The 15,032-nt window shown below is 60.1% G+C and carries 13 protein-coding genes; 7 read left to right on the forward strand and 6 right to left on the reverse strand.

Annotated elements, in window-relative coordinates:
• The first annotated feature begins 33 nt into the window (after nt 1-33).
• The 7 genes from ACR9ZQ_RS39090 (at nt 34) to ACR9ZQ_RS39120 (ending at nt 9,721) form a co-directional block, all read left to right on the forward strand.
• A complete protein-coding gene (locus ACR9ZQ_RS39090) occupies nt 34-768 on the forward strand; it encodes an SDR family oxidoreductase (RefSeq protein ID WP_481430585.1) in 735 nt (244 codons plus the stop codon).
• 60 nt (nt 769-828) lie between these two features.
• Nucleotides 829-2,106, forward strand: a complete 1,278-nt coding sequence (locus ACR9ZQ_RS39095) for an L-fuconate dehydratase (RefSeq protein WP_481430586.1) — start codon at nt 829-831, stop codon at nt 2,104-2,106.
• A gap of 748 nt (nt 2,107-2,854) precedes the next feature.
• Nucleotides 2,855-4,075: a plasmid partitioning protein RepA gene (gene repA / locus ACR9ZQ_RS39100; RefSeq protein ID WP_481430587.1), complete on the forward strand. Its 1,221-nt coding sequence runs from the start codon at nt 2,855-2,857 to the stop codon at nt 4,073-4,075.
• Nucleotides 4,076-4,268: 193 nt separating this feature from the next.
• On the forward strand, nt 4,269-5,261 hold the full coding sequence (gene repB / locus ACR9ZQ_RS39105; protein WP_481430588.1) for a plasmid partitioning protein RepB: 993 nt from the start codon (nt 4,269-4,271) through the stop codon (nt 5,259-5,261).
• 206 nt (nt 5,262-5,467) lie between these two features.
• A complete protein-coding gene (gene repC, locus ACR9ZQ_RS39110) occupies nt 5,468-6,679 on the forward strand; it encodes a plasmid replication protein RepC (RefSeq protein WP_481430589.1) in 1,212 nt (403 codons plus the stop codon).
• 353 nt (nt 6,680-7,032) lie between these two features.
• Nucleotides 7,033-7,614 carry a sugar transferase gene (locus ACR9ZQ_RS39115; RefSeq protein WP_481430590.1) on the forward strand — a complete coding sequence of 194 codons (582 nt, stop codon included), beginning with the start codon at nt 7,033-7,035 and terminating at the stop codon, nt 7,612-7,614.
• Nucleotides 7,615-7,786: 172 nt separating this feature from the next.
• Nucleotides 7,787-9,721: a polysaccharide biosynthesis protein gene (locus tag ACR9ZQ_RS39120; protein ID WP_481430998.1), complete on the forward strand. Its 1,935-nt coding sequence runs from the start codon at nt 7,787-7,789 to the stop codon at nt 9,719-9,721.
• A gap of 39 nt (nt 9,722-9,760) precedes the next feature.
• On the opposite strand, the gene ACR9ZQ_RS39125 is transcribed toward ACR9ZQ_RS39120, so the two are convergent.
• The 6 genes from ACR9ZQ_RS39125 to ACR9ZQ_RS39150 all read right to left on the reverse strand — a co-directional run bounded on the left by ACR9ZQ_RS39125 (nt 9,761) and on the right by ACR9ZQ_RS39150 (nt 14,804).
• Nucleotides 9,761-10,270 carry an SDR family NAD(P)-dependent oxidoreductase gene (locus ACR9ZQ_RS39125; protein WP_481430591.1) on the reverse strand — a complete coding sequence of 170 codons (510 nt, stop codon included), beginning with the start codon at nt 10,268-10,270 and terminating at the stop codon, nt 9,761-9,763.
• A 496-nt stretch (nt 10,271-10,766) separates the two neighbouring features.
• The gene (locus ACR9ZQ_RS39130) at nt 10,767-11,744 is read right to left on the reverse strand and encodes a L,D-transpeptidase family protein (protein ID WP_481430592.1); all 978 of its coding nucleotides are present in this window, start codon (nt 11,742-11,744) and stop codon (nt 10,767-10,769) included.
• 151 nt (nt 11,745-11,895) lie between these two features.
• The gene (locus ACR9ZQ_RS39135; protein ID WP_481430593.1) at nt 11,896-12,387 is read right to left on the reverse strand and encodes a nuclear transport factor 2 family protein; all 492 of its coding nucleotides are present in this window, start codon (nt 12,385-12,387) and stop codon (nt 11,896-11,898) included.
• 29 nt (nt 12,388-12,416) lie between these two features.
• Nucleotides 12,417-13,022 carry a nuclear transport factor 2 family protein gene (locus ACR9ZQ_RS39140; RefSeq protein WP_481430999.1) on the reverse strand — a complete coding sequence of 202 codons (606 nt, stop codon included), beginning with the start codon at nt 13,020-13,022 and terminating at the stop codon, nt 12,417-12,419.
• On the reverse strand, nt 12,982-13,941 hold the full coding sequence (locus ACR9ZQ_RS39145; protein WP_481430594.1) for an alpha/beta hydrolase: 960 nt from the start codon (nt 13,939-13,941) through the stop codon (nt 12,982-12,984). Before ACR9ZQ_RS39145 ends, ACR9ZQ_RS39140 begins: the two co-directional genes overlap by 41 nt.
• A 113-nt stretch (nt 13,942-14,054) precedes the next feature.
• A complete protein-coding gene (locus ACR9ZQ_RS39150; protein ID WP_481430595.1) occupies nt 14,055-14,804 on the reverse strand; it encodes a helix-turn-helix domain-containing protein in 750 nt (249 codons plus the stop codon).
• Nucleotides 14,805-15,032 lie beyond the last annotated feature (228 nt).

The raw sequence follows: 15,032 nt of genomic DNA on the forward strand, positions 1-15,032 counted from the left end.
CAGCGCGCGAAAAATCCCCAAAGAGGCCATGACATGACAAGCAATCTTTCCGGCAAAACCGTTCTCATCACCGCAGCCGGTCAAGGCATCGGCCGCGCCACCGCGCTTGCCTTCGCCGCTGCCGGCGCCAAGGTGCATGCCACCGACATCAATACCGACGCGCTGGCGACCCTCGGGGCGGAGAGCAAGATTTCCACCCACAAGCTCAACGTGCTCGAAGACGAGGCGGTCAAGGCGCTGGTGGCCGAAATCGGCGCCGTCGATGTGCTCTTCAACTGCGCCGGCACCGTCCATAACGGCTCCGTGCTCGACATGAAGGATACCGATCTGGAATTTGCCTTCGATCTCAACGTCAAGGCGATGATCCGCACCATCCGCGCCGTGCTGCCGGGTATGCTGGAGCGCAAGGATGGCGCGATCATCAACATGTCCTCGGTCGCCTCGAGCATCAAAGGCGTGCCGAACCGTTTTGCCTATGGTGTGACCAAGGCAGCCGTGATCGGGCTCACCAAGTCCGTCGCTGCCGATTACGTGACGCAAGGCGTGCGCTGCAACTGCATCTGCCCCGGCACTGTCGAAAGCCCCTCGCTGCAGGATCGCATGCGCGCACAGGGCGATTATGACACGGCGCGTGCCGCCTTCATCGCCCGCCAGCCGATGGGCCGCCTCGGCACGCCGGAGGAGATCGCCGATCTCGCCGTCTACCTCGCCGGTGCGACCTACACTTCCGGCCAGGCCTACGCCATCGACGGCGGCTGGACGATTTGAGCTTTTGCATGGCCGGCTTCTTCCAAGGAAGGATACCGGCCCCTCAACGGGAAGAACATCATGACCCGCATCACCGACCTCCGTGTTTTCGACCTTCGCTTTCCGACTTCGCAAAGCCTCGATGGTTCCGATGCGATGAACCCGGATCCGGATTATTCCGCCGCCTATGTGATCCTAGAAACCGACAAGCACGGTCTGGCCGGCCACGGCCTGACCTTTACCATCGGCCGCGGCAACGACATCTGCTGCGCGGCGATCGAGGCTATGCGGCATCTCGTCGTCGGCACCAAACTTTCAGACGTGCTGGCCCATCCCGGCAAATATTGGCGGCATCTGACCAGCGACAGCCAGCTGCGATGGATCGGTCCTGAAAAGGGCGCGATCCATCTGGCGACCGGTGCAATCGTCAACGCCGTCTGGGATCTGCTTGCCAAGGAGGCCGGCAAGCCGGTCTGGCGCCTCGTTGCAGACATGCCTGCCGAAGAAATCGCCGATATCGTCGATTACCGCTACCTCACCGACGTGCTGACGCGCGATGAGGCGATCGCCATCCTGAGACAGGCCGAAGCCGGCAAGGCCGAGCGCATCGCCACGCTCGAGAAGGAAGGCTATCCCTGCTACACGACCTCGGCCGGCTGGCTCGGCTACGAGGACGAGAAGCTGCGCCGGCTCTGCCAGGAAGCGATCGATGCTGGCTTCAACCACATCAAGATGAAGGTCGGCCGCGACCTTGAGGACGATATCCGCCGCCTCAGGATCGCCCGCGAGGTGATCGGCCCGGATCGCTACCTGATGATCGACGCCAACCAGGTCTGGGAGGTCGGCCAGGCGATCGACTGGGTCAAGCAATTGTCCTTCGCCAAGCCCTTCTTCATCGAAGAGCCAACAAGCCCCGACGATGTTGCCGGCCATCGCAAGATCCGCCAGGGCATTTGTCCGGTGAAGGTCGCAACCGGCGAGATGTGCCAGAACCGCATCATGTTCAAGCAGTTCATCGCCGAAGGCGCGATCGATATCGTCCAGATCGACTCCTGCCGCATGGGCGGGCTGAACGAGGTGCTGGCCGTGCTGCTGGTGGCGGCGAAATTCGGCCTGCCGGTCTGGCCGCATGCCGGCGGCGTCGGGCTCTGCGAATATGTCCAGCACCTGTCGATGATCGATTATGTGGCGGTGTCAGGCACCAAGGATGGCCGTGTCATCGAATATGTAGACCACCTGCATGAACATTTCCTCGATCCCTGCATCATCAAGGACGCGGCCTATATGCCGCCAACCCGGCCAGGCTTCTCGATTGAGATGAAACCGGCCTCGATTGCCGGCTACACATTCCGCGGCTAGGGCAGACGGCATTATACGCGCATGGCTTCCCCAGCTGTCTGCTGGGGATAGAAGCATGCCAATCATTGCAGAAACGTCCCGGATGCTTTATAAGAAACGTATGTGGAGATGGGCTCGAAAGAACCATTTTCGCGAGCTCGGACAGCCTGTTGGTGCGTTTACATCTCGCTGTTTTTTCTCGCATTTTTCATCGATACGGAATCTATTTCGCGGATTGATTCCGTCACACCCCTGTTCGATTTTGGGACGTCCTTTCGTCGAAAGCGGCGTCAGACAGCCTTTTGCTTGTATTCACTTTCCAGGCGGACATGGCTTGCGCGATCTCGTCTTCCGGATTTCGAAAACACAAGCGCGCCATCCGTCTTCGTCAACGCCCAGGTGATTGCGGCAAGAGGGCCGCCTCGCCCTTCGTCATCAGATCCTTTGCCGGCGAAGATTAGGAGTCGGTAATTGCTGATTCTTCTCAATGGGATGCGCCCGGGGGCGGTCTGCGGGTTCAAAACATCAGTTTGCCGCATCGATCGAAAAAATGATGTGAGGATGGCACAGCATTGCAAGCCGAATCAGATTTCTGTTAACTGGCGGAGATATCAGGGGAAATTGTAATCCTTCTGTCGTAAACTCATGATCGTGACCGCGGCCGCGAAAGCCCTGTTCTGCTGTGGTAGCTTGCCAGAATCGCTGCGATCGGTAATCGTCACGGATAAACAGCCGTTTCTGGTGTTTTTCCGTGATGAAAGATTAGAGCGTGAGCAAGCCACAAAGGACTTCTCGGACCCTTCAGCGTAGCGTCGATGAGACGATCGGCGCCCACGCGTCGACGATCAGTTCGCAGTTGCAGGCGATCAGCGAAGCCCTGTTTCCGCCGACCGCCAGCAAGACGCTGCGCCGCTTCACATCCGGTGAGGCGGCCAAGCTGATCGGCGTATCGGATTCAACCTTGCGAAAGATGACGCTTGCCGGCGAAGGCCCACAGCCTGATGTCGGCACCAACGGCCGGCGCCTCTATTCCTTGCGCCAGCTCAATGAGCTGCGTGCCCTGCTTGCAGCCTCCGCCCGTGGTCGCGAGGCGTATGACTTCCTGCCGCGCCGCAGGGAGAACGAACATCTCCAGGTCATCGCCGTCACCAATTTCAAGGGCGGATCGGGCAAGACCACGACATCGGTGCATCTTGCGCAATATCTTGCGCTGCAGGGCTACCGCGTGCTCGCCCTCGATCTCGACCCGCAGGCCAGCATGTCCGCCATGCTCGGCGTCATGCCGGAGACCGATGTCCGTTCCAACGAGACACTCTATGCGGCAATCCGTTACGATGAGGAACGACGCCCTCTCTCCGAGGTCGTGCGCAATACCTATTTCGACGGCCTGGATCTCATCCCCGGCAATCTCGAACTCATGGAGTTCGAGCATACGACGCCGCGCGCGCTGATGCGCGGCTCCCGGGACGGCGAAGGCGTGTTCTTCATGCGCGTCGCCAAGGCGCTCGACGATGTCGCCGAGAACTATGATGTCGTCGTCCTCGATTGCCCCCCACAGCTCGGTTACCTGACGCTGAGCGGCCTTTGCGCCGCGACCTCGATGATCGTCACCGTGCACCCGCAGATGCTGGACGTGGCCTCCATGAGCCAGTTTCTACTGATGACGCATGACCTTCTCTCCGTCGTGCGCGAAGCCGGGGGCGAGCTCAATTACGATTTCATTCGATATCTACTCACCCGCTACGAGCCGCAGGATGCGCCGCAGACGAAGGTCGCGGCCCTCTTGCGCAATCTGTTCGACGATCACGTCATGATCAACGCGATGGTGAAATCCGCAGCGGTCTCCGATGCCGGCCTCACCAAGCAGACACTTTATGAGATCGGCCGCGAGAACCTGACACGCTCGACCTATGACCGCGCGATGGAAGCCCTCGATGCCGTCAACAGAGAAGTCGAGACGCTGATCCGGCAGGCATGGGGGCGCACATGACGTTCTTGCTGATCGACAGCGATTTATCAGGTTTCAGCGGGACGCCCGACCTGTTGGGAGCTCCCAACAGGGGCTGGCGCGGTGTGAGCCCCTGGCAAAAACCCCTCCATCTATCGGCAGCCCATAAGCGTGTTGGGAGCTCCCAACTGCGCTCTTTCGGCTTGCCCGCCTTTAACTGGAAAGGAGAGAATTGATGAGCCGACGCGATACCGTCAATTCGATCTTCATGCGCAAGGCTGATACGCCGGCGCCTTCCGCTGGCGTCGAGAAGAACCCGGACCGCGTGCGCACCGGCGCCGTCTCGGCCATGGGTGCATCCCTGCAGGAAATGACGGAAGCGGCGCGTGCCGCCGGCCGGCTGCAGGCCCAGATTTCCTCCGGGTTCTCCGTTCTGGAAATCGACCCGTCGGATATTTCCAATTCCTCGATCAGCGATCGTATCCCTGTCGAGCGCGATGCCGATTTCGATGCACTGGTGACGAGTATTTCCGAACACGGCCAGAAAGTACCGATCCTGGTACGTCCCGACCCTGAAAAGGAAGGACACTACCAGATCGCTTATGGCCGTCGCCGTCTACGTGCCGCTGCAAAACTTGGGCTCAAGGTCAAGGCGATCGTCCAGAGCTTGAGCGACAATGAACTGGTGATTGCCCAGGGCAAGGAAAATCTCGACCGGCAGGATCTCTCCTTCATCGAAAAGGCGCTGTTTGCCCATCGTCTGGAAGAGGCGGGTTACCCGCGTGATGTCATCATAGCAGCACTCTCGACCGACAAGGCCGATCTCAGCCGTTACATCTCGGTCGCCCGTGGCGTACCGCAGAACGTAATTCTGGCGATCGGCCCGGCACCGAAGGCAGGCCGCGCGCGATGGCTCGCCCTCGTCGACGCTGTCTCTTCCTTACCGAAGAAAGTCGAGTCGATCATTGAGGACGATACCTTTGCCGATCTCGACAGCGATCAGCGTCTGCAGCGTGTGCTGTCGAAAATCGCAGCGCGCGATGCGAAGAAGGTGGCGGGCGATATTTGGAAAACACGGCAAGGACAGAAGGCGGCGCAAATCGAGCGCTCCGGCAACAGGACGCGCATCACTTTCGATGAGCGCATGGTGCCTGAATTTGCCGATTATCTCACGACCCGGCTGGATGAGCTCTTCGAAGAGTTCGGCGCCGTCAGGTCACAACGATAACTGTTGGCGGGCTAAGCCGCTGACGAGGATTTGACTGTTAGGAAAAGGAGCCAATAGGCAAAGAAAAAGGCCCCCGAACAAACATCCGGAAGCCCTCTTCTCTCGTTTAGCACCTAGAGAATCGCACTTCCCGGAATCGCTGTCAAGGTTTTTGAACGCCGTTTTGGCGGGCGCTGATGATTTGCCTTTGTATAAGGTGAACCAGGATGGATACGGGATTTGTGACGACGCCTTTCGGGCGGCGGCCGATGTCGCTTGCTTTGATGAGAGGTCAGCTTCAGGCCGAATCAGTTAAACCAGATAAGTCCGTCGACAAGTGGAAAGTGTTTCGCGACGTCTGCGAAGCACGCCCGCTGCTCGACATTTCCGACCGCACACTCGCTGTGTTGAACGCCCTTCTCTCCTTCTATCCTGAGAACCATCTCTCCGGTGAGGCGAGCATGGTCGTCTTTCCATCCAACCGGCAGCTGATAGTGCGAGCGCACGGCATTGCAGTCACCACACTGCGCCGGCATCTGGCGGCTCTTGTCGACGCCGGGCTGATCATCCGCAAGGACAGTGCCAACGGAAAACGTTTTGCCCGCCGCAAGACCTCCGGTGAACTGGAGGATGCCTATGGCTTCAGCCTGGCGCCGCTTCTTGCCCGCAGCGAGGAACTGTCCGCCATGGCTCGAAAGATCGAGGCCGACCGGATAGCACTCCGGCGTGCGCGTGAGCGACTGACCATCTGCCGCCGCGATGTCCGCAAGCTGATCGATGCCGCAATCGAGGACGGCGTTCCCGGTAATTGGGACGACATCGAGGCTGCCTATGCCCGTCACCTCGCCTGCCTGTCTCGCAACCCCGAAGCTTCCGATCTGGACGGCGTGCGACTGAACCTCGAAACTCTCCGCACCGACATCGTCAATCAGTTGACGAACTTCGATAATTTCAAAAAAACGAGCGCCACTGCGGTCCAAAATGAACCGCACATACAGAATTCAGATATAGAATCTCTTGAATTAGAATCTGTACCGGTGGTGCAAGTGGAAACGCTGCCGATTGCATCCGGGACGGTTCAGCCGAACGGATCTCAGAAGGTATTCCCTCTCGCCCTCATCCTGCAGGCCTGCCCGCAAATCAGCGATTATGCTCAGGGAGGAGCGATCAGGAGCTGGAGAGATCTCGTGATCGCTGCCGTTACCGTACGGTCCATGCTGGGGATCACCCCGGAGACTTATCACGCGGCTTGCGAAAGCCTTGGCCGGGAAAGTGCTGCTGTCGTCATTGCCTGCATGCTGGAGCGGGCGACCCATATCAACTCACCGGGCGGCTATCTGCGGGATTTGACCCGCAAGGGAGCGCGTGGAGAATTTTCGCTTGGACCTATGCTGATGGCGCTGGTACGGCAGAACAGCCCGGTTGCGCGCAGGGCTTGAAAGACTTGAGCAAGGTCGATAACTGGCTGCCGTGACCGTTCATTTCGAAGGAGAAAGCTACTGAATGGCCGTAAGACGCGTTTTGGGTTAGCGTCATCAGGACTATCCGAAAGGCACGTCCTTCTTCTTGTGCACGACAGGTGTCGGAAATGAAGGCTGGGTTCACTTCCGCAATGGAAGGAGAGCCACGTCTTATCAATGGCTTGACTGAAGCAGCGTTTCGCAAGGCGGTGGCGGAATTACCGCAAATGCTTGAGAAACAACGCATAAAGCGTCCCAAGGCCGGAAAGGGTCGTTGACGTGAATTGGCCGGAGACGATAGGGCAAGTCAGGCCATTGAAGGCCAGAAGAGTATGAGAAAGCCGAGGACGGACTTGAAGCGGGCAGTGGATCTTTTCCTGGCTCTGGTGGCAACCCTGATCCTAATCATTCCGATTATGGTCGTGGCGCTTTGCGTGCGCCTGACCTCTCCGGGGCCTGCGCTCTACTGGTCGAACCGGGTGGGGCGCCGCAACGAGATCTTCCGGATGCCGAAATTCCGTAGCATGCGGATCGACACACCGACGGTCGCCACGCATCTGCTCGACGATCCCTCCCGATATTTGACGCCGATCGGCGGCTTCCTGCGCAAGTCGAGCCTCGATGAACTGCCGCAGCTCTGGTGCATCCTGAAGGGCGAGATGAGCTTCGTCGGCCCGCGTCCGGCGCTCTATAACCAGGACGATCTGATTGCGCTGCGTACGGCCGAAGGTGTCGACGCCCTGCTTCCGGGGCTGACGGGCTGGGCGCAGGTCAACGGGCGCGACGAACTGCCGATCCCGGAGAAGGTGAAGTTCGACGTTGATTATCTGCAGCGCCGCTCCTTCTTCATGGATATGCGCATTCTCGCAACGACTGTCTCCAAGGTATTGGGCAGCAAGGGCATAACCCATTGAGGTTACGACTTAAGGTTATAAACAGATTGCGTGCGCGACCCTCGATTATTTTGGTTGCGCTTGAAATCGAAAAGGACAAGAAGAAGTCAGGCTGGAATGATGGGTGGGCAGTATAGACATGCATTATGATCCCTCAAACGACGGATCAAAGGCCAGCCGGTCCTGGATGTCGATGCAGGCACTGGTCGGCCCGCTCTTGGCGATGCCGCGTCCGGCCAAGCGCATTCTTGCACTGATCGTCGATTCCAGCCTCTGTGTTCTCACCATCTGGCTTGCCTATTGTTTCCGTCTCAATGAATGGACGGTGCTGACGGGCGTACAGTGGCTCGCGGTTCTCGTGTCGCTGTGTCTTGCGCTCCCGATCTTCGTCGTCATGGGCATGTATCGGGCGATCTTCCGTTATGCCGGCATTGCCGCTTTTCTGGCTGTGCTGAAGGCGATCGCGATCTATGGCGTTGCCTTCGCGACGATCTTCACCGCACTCAGCGTTCCCGGCATTCCGCGCACGGTCGGCATTCTGCAGCCCTTGCTTCTGTTGATCGCAATCGGCCTTTCGCGCCTCGGCATCCGCTACTGGCTCGGCGATACCTATCAGCGCATCCTTCACCAGGGTGCGATGGCAAAGGTGCTGATCTATGGCGCAGGCAGTTCCGGCCGGCAGCTTGCCGCTGCACTGACGAATAGTGCCGAGCTCAACGCCGTCGGTTATCTCGACGACGATCCGAAGCTGAAGGGCGGCATCATGGGCGGTCTGCCGATCTACGATCCCTCCGACCTGACCGAGCTCGTCCAGACGCTGAATGTTCACAACGTACTTCTGGCGCTGCCCTCGGTAACGCGCCAGCGCCGCAACGAAATCCTCGAGCAAATCCGCAAGGCACGGGTGAATGTGCGCACGCTGCCGGATCTGACCGCCCTCGCGCAGGGCCGCATCGCCGTTTCCGATATCCGCGAACTCGAAATCGAGGATCTGCTCGGACGCGAGGCCGTGGCGCCGCGCCAGGAGCTTCTCGACAAGGCCACACTTGGCAAGGTGGTGATGGTGACGGGCGCCGGCGGCTCGATCGGCAGCGAACTCTGCCGCCAGATCCTGCGCTGCGGCCCGACGCAACTGATCCTCGTCGATCAGAACGAATACGCCCTTTATGCGATCCATGGCGAGTTGTTGAAGCTTTCGGAGCTTTATGAACAGCAGGTACAGATCGTGCCGATCCTCTGTTCTGTGCGCGATCGCGACCGCATAGAACATATCATCATGAGCTGGCGCCCGCAGACGCTCTATCATGCCGCCGCCTACAAGCATGTGCCGCTCGTCGAGCAGAATGCCGTGGAAGGTATCAAGAACAATGTCATGGGCACGCTGATCACCGCGCAGGCGGCCGAAAAATACGGCGTGTCGAACTTCGTGCTGATCAGCACGGACAAGGCGGTTCGCCCGACCAATGTGATGGGCGCCAGCAAGCGGCTTGCCGAAATGGTGCTGCAGGCGCTATCGGCCGAAAAGCTGGCCGGTACGCACACCAATTTCTCGATGGTCCGCTTCGGTAATGTGCTGGGTTCCTCCGGTTCCGTCGTACCGCTGTTTCGCCAACAGATCAGGGATGGTGGCCCGGTGACGCTGACCCATCCCGAAATCACCCGCTACTTCATGACGATCTCGGAGGCCTCGCAGCTCGTCATTCAGGCGGGCGCCATGGCCGATGGCGGCGATGTCCTTCTTCTCGACATGGGCGAGCCGGTTCGCATTGCCGATCTCGCCCGCCGGATGATCGATCTTTCGGGACTGACAGTGCGCAGCGACGACAATCCCGAAGGCGATATCGAGCTTTCGGTCACGGGTCTGCGCCCCGGCGAAAAGCTCTATGAGGAACTGCTGATCGGCGACAATCCCGAGACGACACAGCATCCGCGCATCATGAAGGCACGCGAGGATTTCCTCTTCTGGCCGGAGCTTTCCAAGCGCTTGAAGGTTCTCGATGCCGCCCTCGACCGCAACGACATTCCCGCCGCCCGTCTGATGCTTGCCGAACTCGTCTCCGGCTATGCCTCGACCGGCGAGGTAACAGATCTCGCGCTGAGCGCTGCCGAGACCAATACGGCCGCGTGATCAAAGCCCGGTTTTGCGCCGGTCTTTTCCTTCTCAGTTTCAGGCATTCGCCCCATTGTCGACCGTCCACGCTGCACCCGTGACCGAGCGGGCGGCCGGCGAGGCGAGATAGGCAACGACATCGGCGATCTCGCCAGGATCGGCAAAGCCCGCCGGATTGGACATGAGGCCCTTCTGCTCACGCGCATGCGGGCCGTCTGCCGGGTTCATGTCCGTATCCGTCGAGCTGGGATGCACGGCATTGACCGTGATGCCGCGCGGGCCGAGCTCGCGGGCGAACGCCTGCGACAGGCCGGCAATCGCCGCTTTGCTCGCCGTATAGAGGCTGAGGCCGGGGGAGGTGGCGCGCACGGCAAGATTGCTGCCGATCGAAATGATGCGCCCGCCATCGGGCATGACGGATAGCGCTGCCTTCGACGCCACGAAGGCCGAGCGGACATTGATCGAGAAGGTCCGATCGAAATCGTCAAGTGACAGGGTCTCGATCGGCGCGGCATGGAAAATCCCGGCATTGTTGACGAGGATATCAACGCGGCCGAAGGTCTCCACGAACGCCCTCGACGAGGGGGAGACGATTGCAGCTGCGATCGAACACTTTCTCGCCAATACCGCCCGCGCCTATAGCCGCCCGGCTGCATGATCGTGCTTGGCTCCATCCGGTGGTCAGCGAAATCGAAGCGATCGGCGAGGATCTCAGGCAGCGCCGCGCCGAAAATATTAGCCAGCTTAGGAAAAGATTCGAGCGGGCCATCGGCGATGGGTGAACTGACCGACACCTTCGACTGCGGGGCCGCTGCCGTCTTCTTCGCCACGCTGCAGAATGGCATGTCGCTACTTGCCCGTGACGGCGGCGGAGAAGCGGCACTTATGGCTGTCGCCCGCAGCGGAAGTCCTGCCCTTGAAGGCATGATCCGCGATTATCGCCGCGGTTCAATTGCTGCATCCGCTTTCTGTGTCAACGCAGGCTATACGACCGGGTGGACATACGCAGAGCAAGGATCCCGTCGAAGTGTTCGTCTATGCGTCCGTTCGGTCGGAGGATCGTTCAGTCGACGAAGTCGACGATGACGCCGGGCTTGACCATGCTGGCAAGTTCCTCGACATCCCAGTTGGTCAGCCGCACGCAGCCGTGCGAACCAGCCTTGTCGATCAGCGAAGGCTCCGGCGATCCATGAATGCCGTAGGTCGGCTCGGAAAGATCTATCCAGACCGTCCCGACCGGGTTGTTGGGCCCGCTCGGCAATTCTAGCAGCTTCTTGTTATGGCCCTGCTGAAAATTTACTTTGGGATTATAGATGTATTTGGGATTGCGAGCGACACCGTTTACCTTGTGCCGGCCTGCAGGCGAGGGGTTGTCGTCGCTGCCGATTGTCGCCGGGTAGACCGCGAGAGCAGATCCATCGTCAGCAAAGGCCAGCACCTCGCCACTTTTCCTGCGGACCTCGATACGCTTGGCCTTCCCCATTCTTTGCGTACCGATGACCGCAACGGAAATCGTTTCGCCGAGGGCGAATTGGGCGCCAGGGTTCAGTGCTTTCAGCAGGTCGATGTCCATATGAAAGCGCTCGGACAGCCGCTCGGCGACGCTTGTGTAGCCGAGATGCGTCATCCTTGCCTGCTTTGCGTAATCCTTCGGAATGTCCTCGACGAGATCTGCGGCATCATCCTGCGCAATCACATAGGGACCGATAACCTTCCGATCGTCCTGGAGCCGGGAGAGCATCTGCGGGTCGGGTTTTCCATCGACCGGAAGGCGTTGCATGATCTCGAAGCCAGCGATCGCCTTTACGACGTTTTCGCCGTAGAAGCCGTCTATCACTCCGGGCGACGCGCCGGCGCGATCGAGCAGAACCTGCAGATGAATGATGGCTGGATCCGGCGTCGTTGATCTTTCACTCGGAGGGCCCGAGGAGATGGCATCAATCGACGCGTCATTGATGGTTTGAGCCGCAAGGGACTGGGCGTTCCCGACACCGTGGATTGAAAGCGAAATGAAGCCGCAAATGAGCATGGATTTGATCATGCTGTTTAAATCACGGAGGATAAAATGGTTCCTTCTGGACTTTTGCCGGACAGGGTCTTTTTGATCCGGCAAGGGCGGGCCGGGTGTGGCGGCGGATCGTCTGCAGCCCCCTCTACGGCATGACCGCGGGTAGGCCTGCCCTTCGCCCGTCCTACTCTGCCAGCCTCTCCGGCAGCGGTTTCAGCGGATAGGCCTGCCAGAAGAAACTGTCGGCGGCGGCCTGGTCGAAGGCGAAGTTGCGGGCTTCCCGGATCCTGCCGTCCTCAATGCGGAAGGCGAGCACCCAGATTGTATCGACATTGGTCCCGCCTTCGCGGTTGGACCAGCCGCGATGCATGTCGACCACCCAGTTCTCGTCGGCCATTAGCGCAATGAGTTCGGCGCGGAAGCCGGACTTTCCGAGTTCCCTGAAGAAGGCGACGACTTCGTTCCTGCCGCGTTTGGTACCGGCAAGTGGATGATGGCCGGGAATGTGCCATTCGATATCATCGGCAAAGAAGCCGGCGACACGGTTCATGTCGCCGCTCGCATAAGCGGCGTAATAATCGGCAACCACCTGCTTGTTCTCATCGGGACTGGCGGCCATGGACGCGCCCGCGGAAAACAGCGCGAGCGAGATGGTGAGAGCCTGTGAAATGCGCATGTCGATCTCCATGGGTCGAGAGGGATTGCTCAGCGGGAAGCCTTGGCACGCTCCGCGGCACGGTTCACCAGGCTGCGGTCGCCGGTTTCATGCGTCGGCGTCATCACCAGCCGCGTGACCTTCCAGGCGCCGTCGTATTTGGCGAGTTCGTAGCAATAGTGGCCCATCAGCGTCCAGGTTTCGGCATCGATGCGATGAACCGCCTGGAAATCGGCCTCGGCTGTTGCCGCCCTATCGCCGGCCGCGACGATCGCGTGATTGGTGACGAGATGCAGCGTCCGTTCGAAGCCCGGCAGGAAGCCCGACCATTGGGCAACGATCTCGTCGGCGCTCTGGCTTGTCGCTTGCCCGCCCCAGAGGCTGGTATAATCGAGCATCACCTGATCGGCGAAAGCGCCGCGCACACGGCTCCACTGGTGCCGGTCAGCGCCGGCGGCGATATTGGTGATCGTATCGATGATAGCCATGCGGTCGTCGATGTCGATCGGCTCGGCGCCTGCTATAACGGGGCAGGCAAAGGGGCGCAGATCGCCGTCATCAGGGTCAGGCGTTTCATTGGTCTCTCCTTGAAGGGCAGGCTTGAGGACGGTCCGGTCAGGGCTTGTTGAAGCGCCGGAAATGCTGAGCCGCGGCATCGGCAGCACGCGAGACATCCTCGGGATTGTCGTAGAAATCGAACTGGCTGACATTGTCGAGCCACAACTCGGAGGCGTCACCCGTCAAAAGCGAAAGGAAGGCATGGGCGCCCTGCGGCACGGCGGCCGCCTCCGAATGAACGATCAGCAGCGGCTTGTCGAGGCGGTTGCCGATCGCGACGGAATTATAGGTCAGCCATGGCTCCCAGGAGGCGAGGTTGAACCGGTTGTCATATTCGCGGATCAGCCCGCGGCCGGTCTCGGTGTAATAGGGGATCTGGTACATGAGCGCAGTCTTGTCCGTCATGCTGGCGGCCGTGATGAGCTGCGGCTCACCGTTCCGTTCGGCCTCTTCGGCCCGGCGTGACAGCGCGATCAGCCTGTCGACGCCATCCTTGCCGCCATAGACCTGCTCGACGATGCCGCCATTGTGCAGCCAGGGAGCGACCAGCGACACGCTCCGGAAATGGGCATTCCCGGTCGCGGCCGCCGCCATATAGCCAGCCGACGCACAAATGCCGAGACCGGCGATCCTGGACGCATCGATCTCCGGCAGGCTGGCCAGATAGTCAGCGGCGGCCGAAATATCCTCGGTCTTGGCGGCTGGGTCTTCCTTGAAGCGGATATTCCCGCCCGATTGTCCCCAGCCGCGGAAATCGAAGGCGAGCGCCACGAAGCCTCGTTCGGCCATCTCGCGGGCATAGAGGCCCGACATCTGCTCTTTGATCGACGTCCAGGCACCGGTGACGAGCACGCCGGGGCGCTTTGCTCCGGGCCGGAAATCGGCTGGCAGATAGAGCGTGCCGGCGAGTGTCGTTCCCTCGTTCTCGAAGGAGACCTGCCGCGTCTTAATATCGGCCGCAAAGGCGTTCGCGCTCATCAGTGCCGCACCGATCGTCAAAAGAGCAAGGCGTCTCATCGCAAATCCTCCATCCGCTCCTCATTGCGGTCGAAGGGAATTTGGCAGGGATGAGTGCCGGCAGCTGGAGCCATTCTTGGCGATGGGTGGGTATTTCTTGCGCTTTGTGGCTGTCAGTCCATTCGGAAGGCGGCTGGTGTGGTGCCGACATGGCGCCGGAAATGCCGGCCGAAGCGGGAGACGTCGTCGTATCCAACGCGGGCTGCGACCTCCGCGACTGGTAGCCGCGTTGTCTTCAGGAGGATCTTTGCACGCTCCATCCGTTCGTGGATGACATATTGGTAAGGCGATATGCCGAAAGCCTTCCGAAAAGCGCGCACGAAATGGAATCGGCTGATCGCGGCCTCAGAAGCGATCTCGTCCAGCGACAGCTCTTCGGCGATATTATCATGGATATAGGCGACGGCGCGCTGCAGGCGCCGGTCATCGACCGCTGCCGCCCCGTCCGTGCTCGACGACAGCAGATGCGCAAGATGGGCGGCAAGCGCGAGCTCCATCGTCTCGCGATAGAGCGATGCCGGCTCCCCGGCCGTCGAGACCGCCTGGCGCGCCAACTCTGCGAGCAGCGGATCGATGCGGCCGACAACCGGGCCTACATCCTGTGCCCGGTCGAAGCCGACATCGACAAGCAATGCATCGGTCAGTTCGAGCTTCAGATAGGAGAGGGCCGCATCATATTCGCAGATGCCGGATGTGCCTGCCGGCAGGATCCAACCGTCGCCCGCGGCAAGCGGAATGGGCTTTCGCCTGTCTGATCCGACGGCGATGCGGTGGCCCGGCTGATCGGTGAGGAAGAGGCCGACAGCCATGCGTGGCAAGACGAATGCACCACCGCCGGGCGGCACATCAAAGCTTTCGGCCATCAGTCGCTTTTGCGCTGTGCGCGCCCGCAATCCGCTCATCGAGCTGATGTTAGGCCGGACAGCGTGAAATTCAATCGGATGACGGTCCGTTCACGGCTTCGTCAGAAGTCTGAGCGTGAAAAATCGCGGCGCCTCGTGCTGGATATAAACGCGGGGACAAAGTCATGGCCGTGATAAATGAGCTCTAATTCCAGGCACAGAATTCGTCCGTAAGCCCTCGGTCGGGAA

It is taken from the genome of Rhizobium sp. KNZ14-9A, assembly GCF_056755015.1.

What these genes read in the sequence shown, in the direction of transcription:
- ACR9ZQ_RS39115 (WP_481430590.1), top strand. Translation starts at nt 7,033, where the DNA reads ATGAGAAAGCCGAGGACGGACTTGAAGCGGGCAGTGGATCTTTTCCTG.
- ACR9ZQ_RS39150 (WP_481430595.1), bottom strand. Translation starts at nt 14,804, where the DNA reads ATGGCCGAAAGCTTTGATGTGCCGCCCGGCGGTGGTGCATTCGTCTTG.
- ACR9ZQ_RS39130 (WP_481430592.1), bottom strand. Translation starts at nt 11,744, where the DNA reads ATGATCAAATCCATGCTCATTTGCGGCTTCATTTCGCTTTCAATCCAC.
- ACR9ZQ_RS39135 (WP_481430593.1), bottom strand. Translation starts at nt 12,387, where the DNA reads ATGCGCATTTCACAGGCTCTCACCATCTCGCTCGCGCTGTTTTCCGCG.
- ACR9ZQ_RS39145 (WP_481430594.1), bottom strand. Translation starts at nt 13,941, where the DNA reads ATGAGACGCCTTGCTCTTTTGACGATCGGTGCGGCACTGATGAGCGCG.
- ACR9ZQ_RS39120 (WP_481430998.1), top strand. Translation starts at nt 7,787, where the DNA reads ATGCAGGCACTGGTCGGCCCGCTCTTGGCGATGCCGCGTCCGGCCAAG.
- ACR9ZQ_RS39095 (WP_481430586.1), top strand. Translation starts at nt 829, where the DNA reads ATGACCCGCATCACCGACCTCCGTGTTTTCGACCTTCGCTTTCCGACT.
- ACR9ZQ_RS39090 (WP_481430585.1), top strand. Translation starts at nt 34, where the DNA reads ATGACAAGCAATCTTTCCGGCAAAACCGTTCTCATCACCGCAGCCGGT.
- ACR9ZQ_RS39140 (WP_481430999.1), bottom strand. Translation starts at nt 13,022, where the DNA reads ATGCCGCGGCTCAGCATTTCCGGCGCTTCAACAAGCCCTGACCGGACC.
- repC (WP_481430589.1), top strand. Translation starts at nt 5,468, where the DNA reads ATGGATACGGGATTTGTGACGACGCCTTTCGGGCGGCGGCCGATGTCG.
- repB (WP_481430588.1), top strand. Translation starts at nt 4,269, where the DNA reads ATGAGCCGACGCGATACCGTCAATTCGATCTTCATGCGCAAGGCTGAT.